This is a genomic window from Streptomyces canus, from assembly GCF_001514145.1.
In the GTDB taxonomy this organism is placed as follows: Bacteria; Actinomycetota; Actinomycetes; order Streptomycetales; family Streptomycetaceae; genus Streptomyces; species Streptomyces canus.
This window is the reverse complement of record NZ_KQ948668.1, coordinates 222,372-246,554: the sequence shown is the minus strand read 5'-3', so window position 1 is coordinate 246,554 and position 24,183 is coordinate 222,372. Positions and strand designations below refer to the sequence as shown.

Sequence of the window (24,183 nt, the reverse complement as noted above, 5' to 3'; positions counted from 1 at the left end):
GAGCGCTGGGGGGTGGGGTGAACGCGGGGGTGGTCATCCGGCGGGTGCGCTCCCGTCGTGCCGGGGGGTGGTGCGGTCGAGATCGAGACCGTGCGCCTCGGATATGTGGGGCCGGCCCATGGGGGTTACGTCAAGGGGGGCGGCGTCCGTGTGGTTCGCGTCGAGGTCGAAGCCGAAGTCGAAGGAGGCGGACGGGTTGGGGGACGGGGCGGTGCGGGACTCCGGAGAGGCGGATGCCGCGGAGCCGGTGTCTGTGTGGGCCGCATCTACGGAAGAGGGGTCCGTGGTGTCCGTATGCGTGTGGCCCGTTGTCACCGCCGTGTCAGAGGGGGCCGAACCCATGTGGGCGGGGTCCATGTGTGCGGACACCGTGTGGGCCCCATCGACGCGGGCTGGGTCAACGGGGTCGGCCTCCCTGCGCGGCGACGGCAGCGTCGTGGTCGGTTCGCCTGGCGCCTGCTCCAGGTGCTGCTGGGCCTCGGCAAGGCTGATACCGCGCTGGAAGGCGGCCATCAGTCCCGGGTCGTGGCCGGCCGGGTACTCGGGATCCTGCCGTGGCACCGGGCCGCCGCGCAGCTGGGGTGCGATGTGCTCCTGTGCGCGGCGTCGGGGCAGCTGGGGTTTGCCCATGGTGCCGCGCACGGTCCCGGTACGCGGGGTGGGCGGCGCGGTCACATGCTCCACGACCAGCCGCCGTTCGTCGGGCCTGATCCCGGGCACGGCCTCGGCGGGGGTCGGCCGCTCGGCGCGCGCCCCGCGCACCGGCAGCGGCGCGGGCCGCCCCGAGTGCGCTCCACCGCCGTTCGACCCGGCACCCCGACCACCGGGCTTCCGCTCGGGCACGCCACGGGCCAAGGACCCGTTCCCGTCGGACCATGCCTCGCCCCCACTCGGTGCCTCCGAGCCGCCGTTCAGGAAGGGCCCACCTCCACGCGCCAGGGAGTCGCTGCCGCCAGGCACCAGCCCGCCACCACTCGGTACGCCTGAGCCACCGCCCAGGAAGGACCCACCGCCACTCGACGAGACGCCGCTGCCGCCGGGCACCTGCCCCGCGCCACTCGGCACCCCCGAGCCACCATCCGGGAGAGCCCCTCCGCCACTCGACGAGAAGCCGCTGCCGCCGGGCACCTGCCCCCGGCCGCTCGGCACTCCCCCGCCGCCATCTGGCGAAGACCCGCCACCCCCGGACAAGCGGCCGCGTTCACTTGGAACGTTCCCCCCGCCGCTCGGTGCCTCCGAGCCACCGTTCAGAAAGGGCGCACCGCCACTCGGCGGAGGATCGCTGTCACCAGACCCACGCCCCCGACGGCTCGACACGCCCCCGACGCCATCCAGCCCAGCCCCGTCGTCGGCCACTACGCCTCCGCCGCCGCGCGTCAGCGACCCCGCACCGTCGGCCATGGATCCGCCGCCAGTCGACGCGCGGTCACCCTCACTTGGGGCGCGACCATTCCCGTTCCGTACGGGTCCGCTGCCGTTTCGAACGACCCGGGCGCCCTGCGACACCGCTCCACCGCTCGTCGTCGTAGACGCCGCGCTGCCGTTGCGTCCTGACTCCGTGCCCCGGGACTCCGCCCGGCGCGGGCCGTCCCCGGGACGCGGCTCGGCGGGCGCGCCCCGGTGCCGTGCCTCATGTCCGGGTCGCGGATGGGCCGGGCCCTGCGCGGATACGGCCGTACCCGCGCCCCCACCCGACCCCACGGCTTCCGGCGACTGCGCGCCGATCGCCCCCGGCGCGGATCCCAGCAGCGCCTGCGGCACCACGAGGACAGCCTGGACGCCGCCGTAGATGTTGGTCTGGAGCCGGACATGGATCCCGTGCCGCTTCGCGAGCTGTGACACCACGAACAACCCGATGCGCCCGTCGGCCAGCAGACTCGCGACGTTGACCTGGTCGGGATCCGCCAACAGGGCGTTCATCCGGTGCTGTTCGGCGACGGGCATGCCGAGCCCACGGTCCTCCACCTCGACGGCGAGCCCGGAGGTCACGAGGTTGGCGCGCAACAGCACTTGAGTGTGCGGCGCCGAGAACACCGTGGCGTTCTCGACGAGTTCGGCCAGCAGATGGATGACGTCGGCGACGGCGTGCCCGCGCAGCGTGCCGTCGATCGGCGGCACGAGTTTGACCCGTGAGTACTGCTCGACCTCGGCGATGGCGGAGCGCAGCACCTCCGTCATGGAGACGGGGTTACTCCACTGCCGACGCGAGACGGCACCGCCGAGGACGGCGAGGTTCTCGGCATGCCGACGGATCCGCGTGGCGAGGTGGTCGACATGGAAGAGCCCCTTGAGCAGGTCGGGGTCCTCGATCTCGTTCTCCAGCTCGTCGAGGATGGAGATCTCGCGGTGCACCAGAGACTGAAGCCGCCGCGCCAGGTTGACGAAGACCTCCAGCTTCTGTTCGCTGCCGGCCTGGCTGGAGAGCTGGGCGGCCTGGACGACGGCGGTGACGGCCCCGTCGTGGGCGCGGGCCAGGTCGGCGGCAAGCAGTTCGAAGTCGTCGGCGCCGTCGGGCGGCCCGCTGCGTGGGCCACCCGACGGCGGAATCTCCCCGCGGCGCAGCCCCTCGACCAGGGCCCGCAGGTCGGCCTCGCGGCGCGCGCTGCTGCGACGCAACGCGCCGACGCGGTCGCTCACCGTCTTTGCGGCGCGGTCGGCCGCCACGGCGGCGATGAGGATGGCCGCGAGGGTCACCGAGACCGCTCCGGCCAGGACTCCCCACAGAATGAGGCTGGGTTGCGCCCCGGTGGAGCGGACGGTGAACAGGACGGCCGCACAGCCGCTGAGGGCGACCGCGATCGGTGGGAGCACGGCCAGCCGCAGCAGTTGCGGCCGTATGTGCGTCTCCGGCAGCGAGGGGGCGGGGCGGGCGACCGGCCGCCCGTGCCGCCCGCCCTCACGGCGGTCTGCGCGTGCGGCCGGGGCACGGAGGTGAGACATCGGTGGTGTCCTTGTACTGGTCCGTCGGTCCTGTGGGCCGGAGGGTCCCGGGCCGGCCGGCCCGGTTCGGCGGGCTCCGGCACGTGCCCCTGCGGGTTGCTGGGCGGGGTGCCGAGCGGGGCGCGCGGCGGCATGATCGTCGGTCACCGGCGCGTCGCCTCCGTCCTCCCCGCACCGCGGCAGTTCGCCGTGGGCATGCGTCATGGCGTACCGGTCGAGAGAACCGAAAACCTCAACCCCTCGTCGCCCGGCGGACACTCACAGTAGTCGCCAACGCGTCAGGTGCGAGCGGCACTTGACAAAGTCCCCCGCGGAGCGTCCCGCTCTGGTATGAGGTTTCGCACGACAGACCGACAAGCAGATCGGCCGGGAATCTCCGAACGAGTGAATACCGATCAGTCCTGGTCAGAAGCGGTCATGTGCGTCCAGCCAGGCTCCCGGGCGTACGCGCACCTCGGATGCCGGGTCAGCCGTTTCCCCGAGCATGACAGACCCACCGACACCCCTCCGGAGCATTGGCCCGAGCATTCCCGATTGTCACTGACCGTGTTGTTCCGCCTCAGTCGCCGGCCACGGCAGGAAGAGCCCGGGACGACGTCGCGCCGGGCCGGGTGCCCGCGTCCGGGAACGCGGTCAGGACCGGCAACTGCCACGCGCCGACGACGAACCCGACGTACCGCACACGGCTGGAGCCCACCGTGCACCCGATCACCCGATCACCCGCAATCCGGCGTCCGCCAACACCGTCGTGGGGCCAGGACCGCGTCCCGTCCTGTCCCACAGGGCACCGCGCGGTCACATATCGGAGAAGGCGCTCGGACCGGGACGGCCACGAACGCCGCCCTGCCCCAACCCGCACCCATCGCCCCCGGACCGGCCCCCACAACACGCGCACGCATCACACCAGCCACCCCCACGCCCGCACGGTCACATAACGGCGAACGACCCCCGGACCAGGACGGCCACGAACGCCGCCCTGCCCCAACCCGCACCCATCACCCCCGGACCGACCCCCACAACACGCGCACGCATCACACCAGCCACCCCCACGCCCGCACGGTCACACAGCAACGAAGGACCTCCTGACCCGGAAGATCACAAACGTCGCCCTGCCCCCTGCCCACCGAAGTCGGCCTCGACCACACGGCCCGCAGCCACCCACACGGAGACCCACCACATGCAGGGATGGCGCCCCCCCTCACCCTCAGCGGCGGCGCAACCGAAGCCCCTGCGCCCACCCCGGCCACAAGGCGAACGGGGCCCCCGCCCCGCTCGACTCCCCCACGCCCCTCAGGCGACTGGCCCGCACCCACCCAGAACCGCAGGGCACCACGCGCCCAGCCACCATGAACCCGCAGCCGCCCCCCAACACGGTGAAGCAGAAAGGCGACCGTGTCTCAGGCCTCGGCCACCGGCACGGGCTCCTCCGCCACAGGTACGGGCTCCGCCACCGTCGGCAACGCCGCCCATCCCCCGGCCGGCGCCTTCGCCACCCCCCGCCACCAAGGATCGGCCACCGGGGCGGCGCCCGGCTCGAACGGCTCCCCCGGCCGAGGCGTGGCCAGCGCGATGCCCGCCTTGTGGGACAGCAACATCGTCCGATCCGCGGGCTCGGCCCAAGGATGCTGCGCGAGATTGAACGTGCCCCAATGGATCGGCAGCAGCACCCCCTCCGCCGCATCCCCGCCCTGGAGATCCAGATGAGACTGCACAGCCTCTTCGGGCGTCATGTGAATCTCCGGCCAGAACTCCGAGTAGGCGCCGAGCTGGATCATCGTCGCGTCGAAGGGCCCGAACGACGCACCGATGTCCTTGAAGCCCTCGAAATACCCGGTGTCACCGCTGTGGTAGACCCGGTGTTCCCCACTGGAGACGACCCAGGACGCCCACAGCGTGTGCTGGGTGTTCCGCAGCCCACGCCCGCAGAAGTGCCGAGCCGGGGTGGCCGTGAGCGTCAGCCCGGCGACCTGGGTCGACTCGTGCCAGTCCAGCTCACGCAGCCGGTCCGCGGACACGCCCCAGTGCTCGAGATGGGCTCCCACACCGAGCGGCACGGCGAAGACGGTGTCCGTCCCGGCCAGTTGCTTGATCGTGGGCATGTCCAGGTGGTCGTAGTGATCATGGGAGATGACGATCACGTCGACCGGACCGAGCGCGGCGAGCGGCAGGGGTACGGGGTGCAGCCGCTTGGGCCCGGCGAAGGGGAACGGGGAGCACCGCTCGCCCCACACGGGGTCGAACAGCACCCGTCGTCCGTCGATCTCGGCGAGCACGCTGGAGTGCCCCATCCACGTCAGCCGCAGTCCGGTGGCGGGCGGCTTGGAGAGGTCGGCGAGGGTCGTGGCATGGACCGGGATCCGGCCTTGCGGCGCCCGCTGCTGCCGGGCGTCGCTGTCGAAGTAGCCCTTGGCGAAGTCGATCGCCGACCCGTCGGGCCGGATCCTGGCGGATCCGCCGGGGTTCTGGAAGACACCGTCTTTGAAGTGGGGGGATCTACGGATACGCGCCATGCGCTCACCGCTCGGGTCCGCACCGAAGGCCGCGGGCTGCAGCGCGCGGAGCCCGGAGCTCAGGGGACGGAAGCCGGTCACGGTACCTCCAGGTGGAGTCGCTGAGGCATCCATTATGGTCCGCCCCTCTGACAATGCCGGCGTCTGTCCGGTCACACGGGTAAGGACGCCGCCGGGGCGGATCACGTTGACAGGGCGCGGCCGGATGCCAATACTGACTCCCCGTTCAGTAGCCGTCCGCCCGCACCGGAGCCCGTGTGACCACCCCCTTGCTGTCGCTCACCTGGACCGACCACGTCACCGGCCACCAGGGCTTCCTCGTCGTCGACCGACTGGTTCGGGGTGTCGCCAGCGGCGGCCTGCGGATGCGCCCCGGCTGCACCCTGGACGAGGTCACCGGGCTCGCCCGCGGCATGACCATGAAAGAGGTCCTGCACTACGACCCCGAGGCGCGGTACATCCCGCTGGGCGGCGCCAAGGGCGGCATCGACTGCGACCCCCGGGACCCGGCGGCGTACGGCCTCCTCGTGCGCTACCTGCGCGCCATGCGGCCGTACATCGAGAGCTGCTGGACGACCGGCGAGGACCTCGGGCTCAGCCAGGAACTGGTGGACCGGGCGGCCGCCGAGGCCGGTCTGGTCTCCTCGATCCAGGCGGTCTATCCGCTGCTCGACGACGAGGCCACGGCCCGGCGGCGGCTCGCGGACGCGTTCGCCGTCGAGGTCGACGGCGTCGGACTCGACGAACTGGCGGGCGGCTGCGGGGTCGCCGAGTCGGTCCTCGCGGCCCTGGATCTGGCCGGAGTGCCGTACCCGGGCACACGCGTGGCGGTGCAGGGCCTTGGCACCATGGGCGGGGCCACCGCCCGCTTCCTCACGCGCGCGGGGCTCACCGTGGTGGCCGTCGCCGACATCAAGGGCACGGTCTTCAACCCCGAGGGGCTCGACGTCGAGGCGTTGCTGGCCGCCAGGGACACCTACGGCACCGTGGACCGCTCCGCCCTGCGCCCCGCCGACCGCGAACTGCCCGGCGACGCCTGGCTGTCGCTCGACGCGGAGGTACTCGTGCCCGCGGCGGTGTCCTACACGATCGACGCCGCCAACCAGGAGCGGATCAGGGCCCGTTGGATCGTCGAGGCGGCCAACATGCCGGTCCTGCCCGCGGCGGAGGCGCTGCTGGCCGCGCGCGGGATCACCGTACTGCCGGACGTCGTGGTCAACTCCGGGACCAACGCCTGGTGGTGGTGGACCCTGTTCGGCGACATCGGCGCGGACGCGGACGAGGCCTTCGCGCACATACGGCGTTCCATGCGTGCCCTCGTCGAGCAGTTGCTGACCCGCGCGGAGGCGGACGGGATCTCGCCGCGCGCCGCCGCCCACGCACTGGTCGCTGACCGGCTGCCGGTGATCGCGGACCGGTTCGGCTGGTACCGCTGACCTGGCCCCTCGAGGCGGCGCCGCACCGAGCGACGGCTTAGGGTGATCCCGTGGCGAGAGTGCGGTTGACAGTGGCCGAGCGGCGCGAGGAGCTGCTGCGGGCGGCCATCGAGCAGATCGAGGCGCGGGGCGTGGCGGCCGTCAGGATCGCCGACGTGGCCTCGGCGCTCGGAGTCAGCAACGCCCTGGTGCTCTACCACTTCGCCACGAAGGAGAAGCTGGTCGCCGCCGCGTTCACCTACGCCGCCGAGGACGATCTGGCCCATCTGCGCAAGCTCCTCGGCCGCCGTACCAGCGCCCTGCGTCGACTGCGGGCGGCCGTTCGCTGGTACGCGCCGACGGGCCAGGCCAAGGGCTGGCGGCTGTGGATCGAGGGCTGGGCGGTGGCCCTGCGCGAGCCGGCGCTCCAGGAGGTCACTCGCGACCTCGACAGGCGCTGGAAGGCGGCACTCGCGGAAGTGATCGCCGAGGGTGTGGCCGCGGGTGAGTTCGACTGCCCGGACCCGCAGGCCACGGCCCTGCGCCTCACCGCCCTCCTGGACGGCCTGGCCGTCCAACTGACGTCCTACGCGGGCGCGGTGCCCAGGTCCCGGGCCCAGACGTGGGTGGACGAGGCCCTGGCCCGCGAACTCGGGCTGGACGGCGCGGAGTCCGCGTAGCGGTCGTACGCGAAACCCGCCCAGCCCCGGCACCGCGCACAGCTCAAGCCACCGAAGCGATCCGGCTCTTGATGTCGTCCGGCGACAGCACACCCTTGGCCGTCACATGGTCCCCGGAGGACTCCCCCCGCAGCCGACGCCCGATCCACGGCACCAGATACTCCCGAGCCCAGTGGACGTCGTCCCGTCGCACGTCCAGCGGACCGCGCGGCGGAAGCGGCGGCCACGGCTGGTCCGGATCCGCCGGCACCTCAAGGCCGAGGACCTGGCCCGCACGGAGCGCCACACGCGTGTGCCCCTCCGGTGACAGGTGCAACCGGTCGCCGTCCCAGGCCCGCCGGTCCTGAATGGTCTTCAGGGACCACAGGTCGAGCACCGGGCAGCCGTACCGGTCGGCGACGGCCCGCACATGTCCGTTGTACGTGGCGATCTTGCCGCGCAGATGCTTGAGCACGGGAACGCCACGCGTGTCGAAGCCGGTCGTCACCATGACCGTGCCGCACACCTCGGTGAGCCGGGCGATCGCCCGCTCGAAGCGCTCGGCGACCTCGTCGGGGTCGGTACCGGGCCGGATGATGTCGTTGCCGCCGGCGCAGAACGACACCAGGTCCGGTGCCAGTTCGACGGCCTGCGGAAGCTGGTCCTCGACAATCTGGTCGAGCAGCTTCCCGCGTACGGCGAGATTGCTGTACCTGAAGTCGCCCTCTGGCCGCCGGTCCGCGAGAAGTACCGCGAACCGGTCGGCCCATCCGACGAACGCCCCGTCGGGGCCGGGGTCGCCGACGCCCTCGGTGAAGCTGTCCCCCACCGCCACGTACGACCCGATCACTGAGCTGCTGTCATTCTTCGAATCGTCTGCCACAGCCGTTCATGATTCACCTTCGAATGTGACCTACGCGACCGTAGGAAGGACTTGACGGGCGGTGAGATAAGCCACTCCTAAAGTGTTCGCCAAACGAGGAATAGCTTTCTCACCGTGAATGTTGACGCTGCGACCGCCACACCCTGAAGTCGCTGATCCGGAAGTGGCTCCAGGTGGTCCGGAAAGCGAAGTGCCCCCTCGTGTAAGGCTCCGGGTCGCTGTAGTCGAAGACGAGCCGCCCGTTGTCCCACCACTGCACCTTGGAGCCGTCGGAGACGATCCGCACCCGGTTCGGCTCGTTCGCGACGAGCAGCGGCTCGGTGTAGTCGTAGATCAGCGGCCGCACACCGGACTCCCCGACGTATCGGCGCAGCCGTGTCGTGGTGTTGTAGTTGGCGCCGTAGCCCGAGTAGTAGGTCTTCAGGAAGTCGTACTCCGCGAGCGCCCCGCCCCGCCGAGTGGCGAAGAGGTCGTCGGGAGACCGGACGTCGACCGCGTTCCAGAAGTTGTTCAGGTCGGACACCCGGTCGTTGGCCCCGCCCTCGGAGACGGGCGTGGCGGTGTACTCCAGGACGTACGGCCCTTCGAGCGGCTGCCTGAACCAGATCGTCGCTCCGGCAGGCACGTCGACCTCCAGCACTCCGCGCTGCGCGGTGACCGTCCCGCCCTGCTCCAGTTCGACGGCCCAGCGGCCGAGGCCATGGCGGAAGTCGTCGTGGGCGATGAGGCGGCGGTGGCGGGGCGAGGCGCTCGCGGTGGCTGCGGGGGCGAGGGCGGCCAGGGCGGCGCCGGCGGCGAGAGCTCCGAAGGCTCTACGGGTGGTCGTCATGCGAGAGCGTTCCTTCCGGGGACGGCTGAGAGTAGGTCGCAGAGAGCCGCGCACGGTCCAGGCGACTCGGTGGTGCGGTCGGCGGGCACTCCCTCGTCGCCGGACACAGTGACCTCCGAAAGCCTAGAAAGCGCTTGCCCCACTACGGAGTTCACTCTCTCCCCACCCTCCCCCGCCTGTCGACGCCCTGGGCGCGCCCGCCACAAGAACGCAATGAAATGATCATGAAGCGCGGACCGGCTCAGGGCCGGGAACACCGAAGGCCGGACCCGGGGATCGGGGTCCGGCCTTCGGTGGTACAGGGAGGCGTGTCAGCCGACGGCGACGCCCTTCGAGCGGAGGTAGGCGACCGGGTCCACGTCGGAGCCGTAGTCCGGCGTGGTGCGGATCTCGAAGTGCAGGTGCGGGCCGGTGACATTGCCGGTCGCGCCGGACAGGCCGATCTGCTGACCCTCGGTCACGGTCTGGCCGGCCGAGACGGAGAGCTGGGACAGGTGGGCGTACTGCGCGTAGTAGCCGTCGTTCAGCTTGATGACGACCTGGTTGCCATAGGCACCGCCCCAGCCCGCGGAGACGACCGTGCCCGCGGCCACGGCCTTGAGCGAGGTGCCGGTCGGGACGACGAAGTCGACGCCGGTGTGGTAACCACTGGACCACATGCTGCCCGCCACGCGGTAACCGGTGCCGATCGTGGCACCAGTGACCGGCAGGGTGTAACCGCTGGAGCTGGTGGTGGCCGAGCTCTGGGTGGCGGCGGTCGACTTCGAGGACGACTTGGACTCCGCCTTCTCCGTCTTCTTCGCCTTCGAGGAGGACGAGGAAGCGGAGGACTCGGTCTTCGTGGTGCTCGTCCTGGCCTTCTTGCCGATCGAGAGCTTCAGACCGGGGTGGATCAGTGACGGGTCGTCCCCGATGGCCGAGCGGTTGTCGGCGTACAGCTTCTTCCAGCCACCGCTGACGTTCTGTTCATCGGCGATCTTCGAGAGATAGTCACCGGCGCGCACCGAATAGACGCGCACCGTGGAGGTCTTCGCGGCGCCCTTCTTCGCGGCCGTCTTTTCGGCGGACTTCTGCGAGACCGGGAGCGACTGAACGGCCTTTTCCGACACGGACTGGGAGGTGGCTGCGTGAGCGCCGGTGGCCCCCATGAACGGGAGGACGAGAGCGGCGCCTCCGGTTCCGGCGACGGCTATCGAGCGGGCGAAACGCTGGGACTTCGGACGGCGGTGCTTACCCTTCGCGGGCATGGTGAATTCCTCTCCGGCGCCTGCGAGGTGAGCTGTCGGGTGCGAGCTGGAGATGCCCGGCCGCGTCGAGACGCGACTTAACCCCAAGCCGTTCCGGAGACCGGAACAGGCGGAACTACCTGTGGGTCCCCCGCTCCTGCCGTGCACGGGTGAGTGAGTGAGCGGAATCCGTTCGGCGGCAGGATTGGGCGTCCGACCGGATCGGTGGCGAACGTAAGCGAACAAGACGCAAAGGGACAAGTGAGAGGTTCCCTGTGTATGCGTTCCCGTTGATCCCTTAAGAGAATTACCGGTCACCCTGCGTGAATCGAACGCCCGTTACACGCCCCGAATCCCCTTGAAAAACCCGTGAATTACGTGAACATGACGGGCGACGCACCGTCACGGATATGACGCTCCTCACGTCACGAATTCACAGGAACCCTGATTCCGGAAGGAGTTGGAAGGAAGCTATTAATTCGGACAGAAGCCCTAGATGCGACGCAGTCGGATAACCGTCGCATCGAGGTCGCCGCGCAAACCGGTACGAAGTCCGTGATGCAGCAACACGGCCCCTCGGTACACTTCGCCCGTTTCGGGGCATTCGTACGACGCTGTCGGGTCGAGTCCGCGCAGCCGCAGCGCCGGGACGGGCTCGCCGTACTGCTGCGCCTGGAGCCAGGCGAGGACGACGGTCTCGTCCCCTCGGACGTACTGCACCGCGCTCAGGCCGCCCCGCGGAGGCCGCAGCCGGTAGAGCTCGCCACGCTGCACCAAGGGCCGGATCTCCTTGTAGAGAGCCACCCACCGCCCGGCCTCGGCGAGCTCCTCCTCGGTCCACTCCGCGAGGTCCCCGCCGACCCCGAGCACCCCGGCCATCGCACTCACGAACCGGAACCGCAGCGAGCTCACCCGGTCGTTGAGCTGAGTGTTGGGACTGTCGGTCACCCAGGCGGCCATCGCCCGCGCGGGGTGGATCTGACTGAAGCCGTACTGAATGGCCAGGCGGTCGAGCGGGTCGGTGTTGTCCGAGGTCCACACCTGGTCGGTGCGGCTGAGCACCCCGAGGTCGATCCGGCCGCCGCCACCCGAGCAGGACTCGAAGGCGACGCCCGGGTGGGCTTCCCGCAAGCGGTCCAAAAGGGCATAGAAGCCGCGTACATGGTCGACCCACAGACGCTGCGGATAGGGGTCGCCGGGCCAGCCCGCGTCCGTGAAGCAGCGGTTGAAGTCCCACTTCACATAGTCGATCGGGGCCGAGGAGAGCAGGGTGTCGAGCTGCCCCCACAGGTACTCCTGGACGTCCTCGCGCGCGAGGTTCAGCACGAGCTGATTGCGGAACTCCGTCCGCTTTCGTCCCGCTTGGTACTGCACCCAGTCCGGGTGGGCACGGTACAGCTCGCTGTCCGGGTTGATCATCTCCGGCTCGACCCAGATGCCGAACTGCATGCCGAGCCCGTGCACGTACTCACCGAGCGGCTTGAGACCGTTCGGGAAGCGGTCGGGGTTGGGCGCCCAGTCGCCGAGCCCTGCCCGGTCACTGGTGCGGGCACCGAACCAGCCGTCGTCGACCACGAACAGCTCGACGCCCATCGCCGCGGCCCGCCGGGCCAGGGTGCTCTGCTGCTCCTCGGAGATGTCGAAGTTCGTGGCCTCCCAGGAGTTGAACAGCACGGGACGGTCCTCGTCCGCGCCCGGGATGACGTACGCCCGCTGGTAGGCGTGCCAGGCACGGCTCGCCCCGCCGAACCCGTCGTCGCTCCAGAGACCGGCGAAGACTGGGGTCGTGAACGACTCCCCGGCCGCCAGCCGGAAGAGTCCCGAGTCGTCGTATCCAGCGCCCCCGGTGATCTGGACGCGCGCGTCGGGGAGTTGCGCGACGGCGATCCGCCAGGACCCCGACCAGCCGAGGGCGACACCGTAGACCTCGCCGCGCTCCTCGGTGGCGTCGGTGTCGAGGGCGACCCAGGGCAGGTGCTGGTGCCCGGTGTGGCCGCGGCGGCTGCCGATGACCTTCTCGCCGTAGGTGAGGGGGGTCTGCGTGAGGAGGGACTCGGCGGCCCAGCGGCCGTGCAGCTGGGACAGTCGCCAGCCGTCCTCCCGGTCGGGCAGGGTCCAGGTGGCGGAGTCGGCGCGCAGCAGCTCGACGGGGGCCGGGTCCTGGTTCTCCAAGGTCACCCAGCGCTCCAGGACGTCGTGGCGCATCCGGTAGTGCAGCGTGACGGTCAGTCCGCCGTCGCGGAACCGCAGCCGCAGCTCGTCACCCTCGGTGTCGTACGCCTCGAAGCTCCACTCGGTGCCGCGCCGCTCGTCGGTGCGCACGGACAGGGCCGGGCGGGTGAAGCGGGGGCCGCCCTCGACGGGGTATTCCTCGCGTCCGTCGAGCGGGGCCTCGAACGGGCGGTAATCGGGCAGCGGGCTGACGGCGAGGGCCTCGGCGTCGGCGAGGGTGATCCGCGGGCCCCAGTGCAGGTGGAGCAGCTCGTCCTCGGCGGTGAGGTGCAGGGCGTAACTGCTGGCCGGCCCGGACAGAATCCATGTACGGCCGCTCTCGGCGATCTCCAGCATCGTGCTTCCTCACAGATTCGAACAGGTGCCAACAGGGGTGCTCAGGCAGCAACATCATCAATGGCCACCCGCCCCGGCTGCAACGGCTGTGGACAAGTCATTGCCGGCCCTGTGGACAACTCATTGCCCCAGGAACCCATGTCGTATGGTCGAGAGCGTGCCCGTCGACGAGCAGCGTCGGCGGAGCCCGGCTGGGAGGAGCCCCCGTGACGCAGCAGATCCCGTCGACCGAACCGGAACTGGCAGGTGTCCGCAACTTCCGTGACGTGGGCGGGCTGCCGACGGCGGACGGGCGGCGGGTGCGGTACGGCGTGCTGTTCCGCAGCGGTCACCTCGCGCACGCGACGGACGACGACGCGGCCTTCCTGGCCTCCCTGGGTCTGCACACGATCTTCGACTTCCGCAACGCGGCGGACCAGAAGCTGGAGGGTCCGGACGTCGACCTGCCGGGCGTCGCCAATGTGAACCTGCCGCTGAGCGACCCGGCGGAGGGCACCTGGTTCTGGAAGATGGTCCGCGACGGGGACATAGAGCAGCTGCGCGAGCTGCTGGGCGACGGCAAGGCCGCGCAGCGGATGATCAACTCCTACCGCACCATGATCAAGGAGCGCACCGCCGAGCACTCCCGGGTGCTGCGCTCCCTCGCCGAGGACAGCGTGCCCGCCCTCATGCACTGCGCGGCCGGCAAGGACCGCGCGGGTCTGTCCATCGCCGTGACCCTGCTCGCCCTGGGCGTGGAGCGCGAGGCGATCGTCGCCGACTACCTGGAGTCGAACGCCAAGCACCGCCGCTACAAGGTGCGCCGCACCAGCACCTCCGCCGACGCCTACTCCCCCGAGGTCATGGAGCTGCTCAGTCCCCTGTTCGAGGCGCGCGCCGAGTATCTGTCGGCGGCCTTCGAGACCATCGACGAGACATGGGGCAGCGTCGAGGTGTATCTGGAGGAGGGCCTCGGCCTGACTCCCGAGATCCGCGAGCGGCTGCGGGACCGGCTGCTCGACTGAGCCGTACGGCCGCTACTGCCCGGATCCCACCTCGAAGAGCAGAAAGATGAAGGCCGCGAAGACGTGGCCGACCGCGAGATAGATGATGAGGCGCACCCACAGGGCGCGGGGGAACTTCTCTTCCATGTCACTCATGGCGTCTCTCCAGAGGTGGGCCCCAGGCACAGCGTGGCCGTGGGACTCTGCAACAGGGTGTGGACGAACAGGAGCTCGACTCCGGCGGGATCCTGGGCGGCGATGCGGTGCGGGGTCAGCGAGTCGAAGTGCGCGCTGTCACCCGGGCCGAGCCGATGTGTGGTGTCACCGAGGCGCAGCCTGAGCCGCCCCTCGAGGACGTAGAGCCATTCCTCGCCGGGATGCACCCGCACGATGTCGCCCTGCGAGCCGTGCGGCACCCGCACCCGCAGGGCCTGCATCCCGCGGCCGGGCGCGCCGGCCGGGAAGTACGTCCAGCCGCCCGCCTCGGTGGGTTCCATGTCGGCCGCGCGCACCACGGAGTCCCGCTCCGCGACCGTCTCGCCGAGCAGTTCCGAGACCGTCGTACTGTAGATGCGGGCCAGCGCGAGCAGCATCGGCAGCGAGGGCTGGCGCTGACCGGTCTCCAGCCGGGAGAGATGGGCGGGCGACAGCCCGGCGGCACCGGCCGCGGCCTCCAGGGTGAGGGAGGCGCGGCGGCGCAGGGCGCGAAGCTGAGGAGCCACCGAGGGCAGCTCCGTGAAGGCTTCCGGAGAGCTCATACCTCCATTGAGCCGCAGCTTTGCCTCTGCGGCAAATTTCTTGCCTCAGAGGCAAAATCCTCAGGACGTGCCGCTACCGGTTGGCCATCGCCTGCTTCACCAGCGTTTTGCTGAAGTCCCACATCAGCCCGCTGCCGCTGTGCGCGTCGTCCATGACGTCGGTGAAGGCGTCGACGAACCGGTCCATCTCCTTCTCCCCGACGACGAGCGGCGGGATCAGCTTGATGACCTCCAGATGGTCGCCGGAGACCTGGGTGAGGATCCGGTGCCGCTGCAGGAGGGGGACGACCACCATCTGCGCGAACAGACCCTTGCGCGCGGCCTGGAGCATGGTCCAGCGGCTGCGCAGCTTCAGCGACTTCGGCCTGCCGAACTCGATGCCGATCATCAGGCCACGGCCGCGGACGTCGGCGAGCAGCTCGTACTTGTCGATCAGCGCGGTGAGCCGGGAGCGCAGCAGGTCACCCGTGCCGCGGGCGTTCGCGACGATCTGCTCGTTCTCCATGACCGACAGGACCGCGAGCCCGGCCGCCATCGCCTGGGCGTTGGATCCGAAGCTCGCCGAGTGCACCAGCACCCGGTCCATCGACGAGTAGACCTTCTTGAAGATCCAGTCCTTGCCGAGGGTGGCGCCGACCGGCACGTAGCCGCCGGAGAGCGCCTTGGCCACGCACACCAGGTCGGGCTCGACCCCGTCCTCGTGCTGGTAGGCGTAGAAGTCCCCGGTACGGCCGAGCCCGGTCTGCACCTCGTCGGCGATGAGCAGCGCCTTGTGCTTGCGCAGCAGCTCCTGCGCGGACCGCAGATAACCGGGCGGGGGCTCGTGGACGCCCTTGCCCTGGATCGGCTCCACGACCAGGGCGGCCACGTCGCCCTTCTTCAACTCCCTTGCCAGGGCGTCGAGATCGCCGAGAGGTACGGCGGTGTCGGGCAGCAGAGGCGCGAATCCGTCCCGGAAGCCCGACTCGCCGTTGACCGACAGTGACCCGGTGGTCAGTCCGTGGAAGGCATGGTCGCAGTACAGGACCCTGGGCTTCCCGGTGGCGTACCGGGCGAACTTCAGCGCGGTCTCCACCGCCTCGGTGCCGCTGTTGCCGAAGAACACCCGGTCCAGGTGCGGGCTGTGGGCGAGGAGCTTCTCGGCCAGCAGCCCGGGCAGCGGCTGGCAGTCGAAGCGGGTGAGGTCGGCGAGCTGGGCGTCGAGGACGTCGTGCAGTGCCTTGCGGACGACGGGGTGGTGGCGCCCCAGGCCCATGACTCCGAACCCGGCGAGCATGTCCAGGTAGTCGTTGCCGTCCGCGTCCCAGAAGTAGGCGCCCTCGCCGCGCTCGTAGACCTTGTCGAAGCCGATGGTGTGCAGCATGCGCGGCAGCTGGTGGTTCAGGTACTTGCCGTGCAGCTCGTAGCGTTCGGCTCCGCGCTCGGCCAGGAGTCTGCCGAGGTCGAACTCCGTGGTCATTCAGCCTTCTCCCTGACTTCGGTCTGTGCCTTCACGGCCAGACTCGCGCTGATCCGCCCCGCCACCTCGACCGGCGTCAGACCGATGTCGGCGAGCACCTCGCCCCGCTTGGCGTGCGCGAGGAACTGCTCGGGGATTCCGAACCGCCGTACGGGTACGTCGACCTCGGCGTCACCGAGCGCCAACGCGACGGCGGCGCCCACGCCGGCGGCCCGGCTGTTGTCCTCGACGACGGCGACCAGCCGGTGTTCCGCGGCGAGGCCCGGCAGCGAGGGGTCGACGGGCTTGACCCAACGCGGGTCAACGACCGTGCAGTTGATACCCCGCGCCTCCAGCAGCTCGGCGGCCTGGAGGCACACCGGGGCCATCACACCGACGGCGACCAGCAGCACCTCGGGCCGCTCCCCGCGATGCAGCACGTCCAGGCCACCGACCCGGTCGATCGCCGGCAACGAAGGTCCCACCGATTCCTTCGGGAACCGCACCAGGGTCGGCGCGTCGTCCACGGCGACCGCCTCCCGCAGCTGCGCCCGCAGCTGGTCGGCGTCCCGGGGAGCGGCGATCCTCAGTCCGGGGACGACCTGGAGGATCGACATGTCCCACATGCCGTTGTGGGAGGCCCCGTCGACGCCCGTGACCCCGGCCCGGTCCAGGACGAACGTGACCCCGCAGCGGTGCAGGGCGACGTCCATCAGGAGCTGGTCGAAGGCCCGGTTCAGGAAGGTCGCGTACACGGCGACGACCGGGTGCAGACCTCCCGTGGCGAGACCTGCGGCGGAGACCGTCGCGTGCTGCTCGGCGATACCGACGTCCCACACCCGGTCCGGGAAACGCGCCGCGAACTTCCCGAGGCCCACCGGGTGCAGCATGGCCGCCGTGATCGCCACGACGTCCTCCCGCTCCTCGCCGATCGCGACTATCTCGTCGCCGAACACCGAGGTCCAGGAGGGCCCGTTGGACGGCGCGAGCGGCTCGCAGGTGAGGGGGTCCATCACACCGACGGTGTGGAAGTGGTCCTCCTCATGGGCCAGGGCGGGCTCGTAACCGCGCCCCTTCTCCGTCAGGCAGTGGACGAGCACCGGCCCGTGGAAGCGCTTGGCGCGCCTCAGTGCCGACTCCACGGCCCCGATGTCGTGTCCGTCGATCGGGCCGACGTACTTCAGCCCGAGGTCCTCGAACATGCCCTGCGGCGCGAAGGCGTCCTTGAAGCCCTTCTTCGCGCCGTGCAGGGACTCGTAGACGGTGTTGCCGACCAGGGGGGTTCTGAGGAGTACGTCCTTCCCCCAGGCCAGCACCTTCTCGTAGCCGTCGGTCGTGCGCAGAGTGGCCAGGTGGTTGGCGAGCCCGCCGATGGTCGGCGAGTACGACCGCTCGTTGTCGTTGACGACGATGATCAGCGGCCGGTCCTTGGCGGCCGCGATGTTGTTCAGCGCCTCCCAGGCCATGCCGCCGGTGAGCGCGCCGTCGCCGATGACCGCGACAACATGCCCCTTCGCTCCCTGCACCTGGCGGGCCTTGGCGAGCCCGTCGGCCCAGCCGAGCGCGGTGGAGGCGTGGCTGTTCTCGACGATGTCGTGCTCGGACTCCTCACGCGAGGGGTAGCCGGACAGGCCGCCCTTGCCACGCAGCTTCGAGAAGTCCTGACGTCCCGTCAGGATCTTGTGCACATAGCTCTGATGGCCGGTGTCCCACACGATGCGGTCGACCGGTGACTCGAAGACCCGGTGGAGCGCGATGGAGAGTTCCACCACCCCCAGATTGGGCCCGAGGTGTCCGCCGGTCCTGGCGACCGCGTGCACCAGGAACTCCCTGATTTCCTCGGACAGTTCACCGAGATCCGATTCGGACAGCGCCTTCAGGTCGCGTGGTCCCCGGATGTTCTCCAGAATGGTCACGCTCGGGCCCCCTTCGGTCCGTGCTGTTCAACTCACGGTGACGGCCGGCTCCCCCGACGCGACGCCGTCCTGCTCCATCTGTTCGGCGATCTTCATCGCCTCCTCGATGAGGGTCTCCACGATCTTCGACTCCGGGACGGTCTTGATGACCTCGCCCTTCACGAAGATCTGCCCCTTGCCGTTGCCGGAGGCGACCCCGAGGTCCGCCTCCCGTGCCTCGCCGGGACCGTTGACCACACATCCCATCACCGCGACCCGCAGGGGCACTTCCATGCCCTCGAGACCCGCCGTGACCTCGTCGGCCAGCTTGTAGACGTCGACCTGCGCGCGCCCGCAGGAGGGACACGACACGATCTCCAGCCGGCGTTGCCGCAGGTTCAGCGACTCCAGGATCTGGATGCCGACCTTGACCTCCTCGACCGGCGGGGCACTCAGCGACACCCGGATGGTGTCGCCGATCCCCCTGCTGAGCAGTGCGCCGAAGGCCACCGCCGACTTGATCGTCCCCTGGAAGGCGGGCCCGGCCTCCGTGACCCCCAGGTGCAGCGGGTAGTCGCACTGCTCGGCGAGCAGCGTGTAGGCGCTGACCATCACGACGGGGTCGTTGTGCTTGACGGAGATCTTGATGTCCCTAAAGCCGTGCTCCTCGAACAACGACGCCTCCCACAACGCCGATTCGACCAGCGCCTCCGGTGTCGCCTTCCCGTACTTCTGGAGCAGCCGCCTGTCCAGCGACCCGGCGTTGACCCCGATCCGGATCGGCGTGCCGTGGTCCTTCGCGGCCCGCGCGATCTCCTTGACCTTGTCGTCGAACTGCTTGATGTTGCCGGGATTGACGCGTACGGCCGCACAGCCTGCCTCGATCGCCGCAAACACGTACTTGGGCTGGAAGTGGATGTCCGCGATCACCGGGATCTGCGACTTGCGGGCGATGGTCGCGAGCGCGTCCGCGTCGTCCTGTGTGGGACAGGCGACGCGGACGATCTGGCAGCCGGACGCCGTGAGCTCGGCGATCTGCTGGAGCGTCGCCCCGACGTCCGACGTTCGGGTCGTCGTCATCGACTGCACCGACACCGGGGCCCCGCCCCCGACCGCCACCGGCCCGACCATGATCTGGCGCGACACGCGCCGTTCGGCGATCGGCCGGACCGGTACCTCGGGGACGCCCAAGGAAATGGCGGTCATGGCGCTACTCGCGGTTTCCGGAGACCGTCTCGCGCATGGCACGCAGCGACTCCTTGAGCGAGCCCATGGTGGCGAGAACGGCGGTGGGCTCGTAGCCGCAGTGCGCCATGCAGTTGGCGCACCGCGGGTCCTTGCCGCGGCCGTACTTGTCCCAGTCGGTCTCCTCGATGAGTTCGCGGTACGTCGGCACGTATCCGTCGCTCATCAGGTAGCAGGGGCGCTGCCAGCCGAACAGGGAATAGTTCGGGATCGCCCAGGCCGTGCACGGGAAGTCGACCTTGCCCTCCAGGAAGTCCAGGAAGAGCGGGGAGTGGTTGAGCCGCCACTTCTTGCGGTTGCCGCCCGCGAAGGCCTTCTTGAACAGCTCACGGGTCTGCTCCACGCCCAGGAAGTGCTCCTGGTCGGGCGCCTTCTCGTAGGCGTAGGCGGGCGAGATCATCATCTCGTCGACCTTGAGGTCGTCGTTGAGGAAGTTGAGCACCTCGATGATGGTCTGGGGGGTGTCGGTGTTGAAGAAGGTCGAGTTGGTGGTGACCCGGAAGCCGCGCTTCTTGGCCTCCTTGATCGCCTCCACGGCCTCGTCGAACACACCCTCCTTCGCCACGGACTCGTCGTGCCGTTCACGCAGCCCGTCGATGTGCACCGCGAAGGCGAAGTAGGGGGAGGGCTTGAACTTGTCCATCTTCTTGCGCAGCAGCATGGCGTTGGTGCAGAGGAAGACGTACTTCTTCTTCGCCACCAACTGCCGCACGATCTCGTCGATCTGAGGGTGCATCAGCGGCTCACCGCCGGCGATGGACACCATCGGCGCACCGGACTCCAACACCGCCCCGACGGCCTGCGCCACCGGCATGCGCTGCTTGAGGACACCCGCAGGATGCTGGATCTTGCCGCAGCCCTCGCATTTGAGATTGCACGCGAAGAGAGGCTCCAGCTCCACGATCAGCGGGAACTTGTCCCGCTTGCGGAGCTTTTGTTCGGCCAAGTATGTAGCGACCTTGATGGACTGGCGCAGCGGCATGGCCATCTGGCTCACCTCCTGGGGAGCAGCAAGGAACGGTGCCATTCATGGAAAGCTGGAAGAACGGAACGAAGGACGCGGAAGGCTGATATTCCACCGCGTACCGTGCCGATCCGGACGAGTTCATGTTGTGGAGCATCCACGACCACCCGGACGGCCGCAACAGGACGCTCGCCCACGCGCACGGCGCTCAGGAGCGTGGCCGCGGACTCCATGTCGACCGCGATCGCGCCGGTCGCGAGCAGATCCGACCGCTCGTGACCGCGGACCACGTGATCGGAGCCGGTGAGCGGTCCGGTGTGCACGGTACGTCCCGGTACGGCCCGTACAAGCTCCTTGACGAGTAGGTCGGTCTCCACACAGGGAACGGTTCCGTCCGGATCCCGGGTCTCCTCGGCGACCACCAGATCGCCGGGGTGCATCCCGGGGGCGAGCCCCGCGCAGAAGCCGGTGGCCAGGACGGCGGCCCCGGCGAGCGCGGGATCGGCCAGGCGCCGGGTGACGGACCGTTCCGCCGCCTTGGGGCCCATGCCCGTCCGGAGCAGGGTGACCGGCCCGCCGACCCCGCCGCGGTCGCCGGTGCGCAGGGCGAGGTGCTCGATGCCGAGAGCGCAGGCGATCAGCAGCGGGGCGGTGGCGGGCTGGGTGCTCATCAGAGGGCCTCGGTCCGGGAGAACGGTTCTCCGTGGACGTAACGGCCCAGGGCGGTGAGTGGGAAGACCTGCCGGTAGAGGTGGTAGTTGATGGAGAAGTCCCAGGGGAAACCGGTACCGGTGAAGTAGGGCTCGTCCCAGGAGCCGTCCTCGCGCTGGGTGCTCGCGAGCCACTCGATGCCGCGCTCGACGGCCTTGGAGTCCTTCTCCCCCGCGGCCAGCAGCGCCATCAGCGCCCAGGCCGTCTGCGAGGCCGTGGAGGCGCCGCGGCCGCTCCACTCCTTGACGTACCTGTAGGAGCGCAGGTCCTCTCCCCAGCCGCCGTCGTCGTTCTGCACCTTCTCCAGCCAGGCCACCGCCCGCCGGATCGCCGGGTGCGAGGCGGGCAGACCGGCGGCGGTCAGCGCGGGCACCACCGACCCGGTGCCGTAGACGTAGTTGACGCCCCAGCGCCCGAACCACGAGCCGTCCGGCTCCTGTTCGGCGAGCAACCACTCGATGCCGCGCCGGGTGCGCGGGTCGTGGGAGAGCCCCTCGATCGCGAGCATCTCCACCACGTGCGCGGTGACGTCGGCGGACGGCGGGTCGATGACCTCGCCGAAGTCGCAGAACGGCAGCCGGTTGGGGAACGGGCTGGTGTTGTCGACGTCGAAGGCGCCCCAGGCCCCGTTCTTCGACTGCATCCCGAGGTTCCAGCGCACCCCGCGCCCGATGGCCTTCTCCACCCGCTCGGGGTCGTGGTGTCTGACCCGTCGCAGCGCGAGGACGACCTCGGCGGTGTCGTCGATGTCGGGGTAGTTGTCGTTGTGGAACTCGAACGCCCAGCCTCCCGGCGGGAGTTGGGGTCGTTTGACGGCCCAGTCGCCGGGCCGGACGATCTCCTCGCCGAGCATCCAGTCCGCGGCCTTGACGAGCTGCGGGTGATCGGCGGGCACGCCGGCGTCGGCGAGCGCGATGGTCGCGAGGCAGGTGTCCCACACCGGCGACTGGCAGGCCTCGATCATCCGGGACCCGTCCTCGCGCCAGATGGCGAAGCGGTCCAGGGACTCCAACCCGGCCCGCATGACCGGGTGTTCGAGGTCGTAGCCGAGCAAGTGCAGCGCGATCACCGAATAGACGGCCGGGGGCTGGATGCCGCCCCAGCAGCCGTCGTTCTCCTGCCGCTCGATGATCCAGCGGGCCGCGCTGTTCATCGCGGCTCTGCGCAGTCTGCGCGGGGCGACCTTGCGCAGCTGGTGCAGCGCCTTGTCGAGACGCTGGAAGGCACCGTCCCAACTCGCCACCGGGGCAAGGGGCTTGGCCGGGTTCGGATCGGCCGGGTCGAGGTGCAGTTCGTCGAGCGGGAAGGGCGCGGGCCGGACCGGGCGCTTCGCGGAGACGATCGTCAGCGGGACGATGGTCTGGCGGGCCCAGCAGCCGAAGTCGTAGATGTTGAGCGGCATCCACCGGGGGAAGTAGATGAGCTCCGGCGGGAGTTCGGGCAGGTCCTCCCACTTCCACCAGCCGAACAGGGCGAGCCAGATCCGGGTGAACACCCGGGCGGCGGCGATACCGCCCTGAGCGCGGATCCAGGCGGAGGCCTTCGCCATGTGCGGGGCGTCGGGAGCGTCGCCGTCCAGGCGGAGGGCGACGTACGCCTCGATGGTGGTGGAGAGTTCGCCGGGCCCGCCGTAGAAACTGGCCCAGGCGCCGTCCTCGCGCTGCTCGCCGCGGATGAACTTGGCGGCGGCCCGGGTGGTCGACTCGTCGCGGATGCCCAGGAACTGTCGGAGCAGCAGGTCCTCGGCGTCCATCGTGACGTTGGTCTCGAGGTCGCCCTTCCACCAACCCTCGGCGTCCTGCTGGGCGAGCAGGTGCTCGGTGGCGCGCTGTACGGCACGTACGGCGGCTTCTTGTATCCCGGCCGCCACGGGAGTGTCGAGGTGGGTTTCGCTGGCCGCGGCAGCGCGGGGCGGCAGGGCCCCGGTGCTTCCGTCGGTCGTCGCTGTCATGGCTTCCCCTTCGTGCAGTGTGCATGTGGTGCTCTGCTGTGGGTCCGCCGTCGGCCGGTGCCTTTCCTTTCCTCGCAGCACCGGCCGGCGACTACGCGAGGGCTATTCGACCGATAGTGATCATCTCTTTCGTACGACGACGAAGTCGGCGAGCGCCGTGAACCGGTCCCGCACCGAGTCGGGCATGTCGATGGCGTTCAGGGCCTCGATGGCGACGGTGTGCTGACGGCGGGCCTCCGCCGCCGTCCACTCGCGGCCTCCGGCCTCCTCGATGAGGGCGGCGCGGGCCGCGAACTCCTCCTCGGAGAAGTTCTCGAAGTCGCTGCTCTTGGCGTCGGCGGCGAGGATCTCGCCGAGCCGCTCGGAGGCGGCACCGCCCGCCGCGAGCGCGGCCACGACCGGCAGCGACTTCTTGCGCTGGCGCAGATCGCTCCAGGTCTGCTTGCCGGTGGAGACCGGGTCGCCCCAGATGCCGAGGAGGTCGTCGACGGCCTGGAAGGCGAGGCCGAGGTGGTAGCCGTACTTCTCCAGGGTGTCGGCGGTGCGGTCGTCGGCGCCGCCGAGCACCGCGCCGATGGAGGAGGCGCAGGCGAGCAGGGCGCCGGTCTTGTTGCCCTCCATCTCCAGGCACTCCTCGACGCTTACGCGGTCGCGGTGCTCGTAGGAGATGTCCTGGGCCTGGCCGTCGATCAGGGCGCGGGTGGCGGTGGTCAGACGGCGGGTGGCGCGGCCGGCCTCGACCGTGCCGAGCTCGAGCAACACCTCGTTGGCCAGGGCGAACAGGGCGTCGCCGACCAGGATGGCCTGGGCGGGGCCGTGCACCTTCCACACGGTGTCGCGGTGGCGGCGCTGCTCGTCGCCGTCCATCAGGTCGTCGTGCAGCAGGGAGAAGTTGTGGACCAGTTCGACGGCGACGGCGCCGGGGATGCCGGTCTCGGGCGGGGCGCCGGTGACCTCGGCCGAGAGCACCGCGAGGGCGGGGCGCACGGCCTTGCCGCCGTCCCCGTCCGCGGGGTTGCCCTGGGCGTCGATCCAGCCGAAGTGGTAGGCGGAAACGGTGTCCATCGGGGGTGCCAGGCGGTCGACGGCCGCCTTCAGCTCCGGTGTGGCCAGGGTCCGGCCGCGCTCGAGGAGCGCGGTCACGTCCACCGCGGTCCTCGCAGCGGCTGTCTCTGCCGGGGGCACAGTGGGCACGGTCTCTCCTCTTG

The 24,183-nt window shown here is 70.1% G+C and carries 19 protein-coding genes and 1 riboswitch; of the genes, 3 read left to right on the top strand and 16 right to left on the bottom strand.

Going from position 1 to position 24,183, the window contains the following annotated elements; genetic code table 11:
• Positions 1-33: 33 nt before the first annotated feature.
• The 3 genes from AQJ46_RS35205 to AQJ46_RS35200 form a co-directional block, all read right to left on the bottom strand.
• On the bottom strand, positions 34-2,940 hold the full coding sequence (locus AQJ46_RS35205) for an ATP-binding protein (RefSeq protein ID WP_059209409.1): 2,907 nt from the start codon (positions 2,938-2,940) through the stop codon (positions 34-36).
• 559 nt (positions 2,941-3,499) lie between these two features.
• Positions 3,500-3,637 carry a hypothetical protein gene (locus AQJ46_RS55625; RefSeq protein WP_159064090.1) on the bottom strand — a complete coding sequence of 46 codons (138 nt, stop codon included), beginning with the start codon at positions 3,635-3,637 and terminating at the stop codon, positions 3,500-3,502.
• 700 nt (positions 3,638-4,337) lie between these two features.
• Positions 4,338-5,531 (bottom strand): MBL fold metallo-hydrolase, encoded by a 1,194-nt coding sequence (locus tag AQJ46_RS35200; RefSeq protein WP_059209408.1) that lies wholly within the window; start codon positions 5,529-5,531, stop codon positions 4,338-4,340.
• Positions 5,532-5,707: 176 nt separating this feature from the next.
• On the opposite strand from AQJ46_RS35200, the gene AQJ46_RS35195 reads away from it, so the two are divergent.
• Together AQJ46_RS35195 and AQJ46_RS35190 are read left to right on the top strand one after the other, a co-directional pair.
• On the top strand, positions 5,708-6,886 hold the full coding sequence (locus tag AQJ46_RS35195; RefSeq protein WP_059209407.1) for a Glu/Leu/Phe/Val dehydrogenase dimerization domain-containing protein: 1,179 nt from the start codon (positions 5,708-5,710) through the stop codon (positions 6,884-6,886).
• A gap of 50 nt (positions 6,887-6,936) precedes the next feature.
• The gene (locus AQJ46_RS35190; RefSeq protein WP_208612970.1) at positions 6,937-7,545 is read left to right on the top strand and encodes a TetR/AcrR family transcriptional regulator; all 609 of its coding nucleotides are present in this window, start codon (positions 6,937-6,939) and stop codon (positions 7,543-7,545) included.
• A 43-nt stretch (positions 7,546-7,588) separates the two neighbouring features.
• Here the strand turns inward: AQJ46_RS35190 and AQJ46_RS35185 are convergent, their stop codons facing one another.
• The 4 genes from AQJ46_RS35185 to AQJ46_RS35170 form a co-directional block, all read right to left on the bottom strand.
• A complete protein-coding gene (locus AQJ46_RS35185; RefSeq protein WP_059209405.1) occupies positions 7,589-8,374 on the bottom strand; it encodes an SGNH/GDSL hydrolase family protein in 786 nt (261 codons plus the stop codon).
• 142 nt (positions 8,375-8,516) lie between these two features.
• A complete protein-coding gene (locus tag AQJ46_RS35180) occupies positions 8,517-9,236 on the bottom strand; it encodes a DUF6250 domain-containing protein (RefSeq protein ID WP_059209404.1) in 720 nt (239 codons plus the stop codon).
• A gap of 311 nt (positions 9,237-9,547) precedes the next feature.
• Positions 9,548-10,483 carry a M23 family metallopeptidase gene (locus tag AQJ46_RS35175; protein WP_059209403.1) on the bottom strand — a complete coding sequence of 312 codons (936 nt, stop codon included), beginning with the start codon at positions 10,481-10,483 and terminating at the stop codon, positions 9,548-9,550.
• Between the two features lie 2 nt (positions 10,484-10,485).
• A riboswitch (cyclic di-AMP (ydaO/yuaA leader) is annotated at positions 10,486-10,657 on the bottom strand.
• 297 nt (positions 10,658-10,954) lie between these two features.
• Positions 10,955-13,030: an alpha-galactosidase gene (locus AQJ46_RS35170; RefSeq protein WP_059209402.1), complete on the bottom strand. Its 2,076-nt coding sequence runs from the start codon at positions 13,028-13,030 to the stop codon at positions 10,955-10,957.
• A 206-nt stretch (positions 13,031-13,236) separates the two neighbouring features.
• Between AQJ46_RS35170 and AQJ46_RS35165 the strand changes: the two genes are divergently transcribed.
• A complete protein-coding gene (locus AQJ46_RS35165) occupies positions 13,237-14,034 on the top strand; it encodes a tyrosine-protein phosphatase (RefSeq protein ID WP_059209401.1) in 798 nt (265 codons plus the stop codon).
• A 12-nt stretch (positions 14,035-14,046) separates the two neighbouring features.
• Here the strand turns inward: AQJ46_RS35165 and AQJ46_RS35160 are convergent, their stop codons facing one another.
• From AQJ46_RS35160 to AQJ46_RS35120, 9 genes are all read right to left on the bottom strand, one after another.
• Positions 14,047-14,169: a DUF6126 family protein gene (locus tag AQJ46_RS35160; RefSeq protein WP_057610210.1), complete on the bottom strand. Its 123-nt coding sequence runs from the start codon at positions 14,167-14,169 to the stop codon at positions 14,047-14,049.
• A complete protein-coding gene (locus AQJ46_RS35155) occupies positions 14,166-14,771 on the bottom strand; it encodes a helix-turn-helix domain-containing protein (RefSeq protein WP_059209400.1) in 606 nt (201 codons plus the stop codon). The genes AQJ46_RS35160 and AQJ46_RS35155 overlap by 4 nt, the downstream gene beginning before the upstream one ends.
• Before the next feature lie 73 nt (positions 14,772-14,844).
• Complete coding sequence (locus AQJ46_RS35150; protein WP_059209399.1) at positions 14,845-16,230, bottom strand: aspartate aminotransferase family protein; 1,386 nt, start codon at positions 16,228-16,230, stop codon at positions 14,845-14,847.
• Positions 16,227-18,125, bottom strand: a complete 1,899-nt coding sequence (gene dxs / locus AQJ46_RS35145; protein ID WP_059209398.1) for a 1-deoxy-D-xylulose-5-phosphate synthase — start codon at positions 18,123-18,125, stop codon at positions 16,227-16,229. Before dxs ends, AQJ46_RS35150 begins: the two co-directional genes overlap by 4 nt.
• A gap of 27 nt (positions 18,126-18,152) precedes the next feature.
• Positions 18,153-19,310 carry a flavodoxin-dependent (E)-4-hydroxy-3-methylbut-2-enyl-diphosphate synthase gene (gene ispG, locus AQJ46_RS35140; protein WP_059209397.1) on the bottom strand — a complete coding sequence of 386 codons (1,158 nt, stop codon included), beginning with the start codon at positions 19,308-19,310 and terminating at the stop codon, positions 18,153-18,155.
• 4 nt (positions 19,311-19,314) lie between these two features.
• Positions 19,315-20,337, bottom strand: a complete 1,023-nt coding sequence (hpnH, locus tag AQJ46_RS35135) for an adenosyl-hopene transferase HpnH (RefSeq protein WP_037716058.1) — start codon at positions 20,335-20,337, stop codon at positions 19,315-19,317.
• 5 nt (positions 20,338-20,342) lie between these two features.
• Positions 20,343-20,984, bottom strand: a complete 642-nt coding sequence (locus tag AQJ46_RS35130; RefSeq protein ID WP_059209396.1) for a phosphorylase family protein — start codon at positions 20,982-20,984, stop codon at positions 20,343-20,345.
• On the bottom strand, positions 20,984-22,975 hold the full coding sequence (gene shc, locus AQJ46_RS35125) for a squalene--hopene cyclase (protein ID WP_059209395.1): 1,992 nt from the start codon (positions 22,973-22,975) through the stop codon (positions 20,984-20,986). Before shc ends, AQJ46_RS35130 begins: the two co-directional genes overlap by 1 nt.
• 120 nt (positions 22,976-23,095) lie before the next feature.
• Entirely contained in the window at positions 23,096-24,160 is a 1,065-nt protein-coding gene (locus AQJ46_RS35120; RefSeq protein ID WP_079072542.1) for a polyprenyl synthetase family protein, read from the bottom strand.
• Positions 24,161-24,183: the final 23 nt, after the last annotated feature.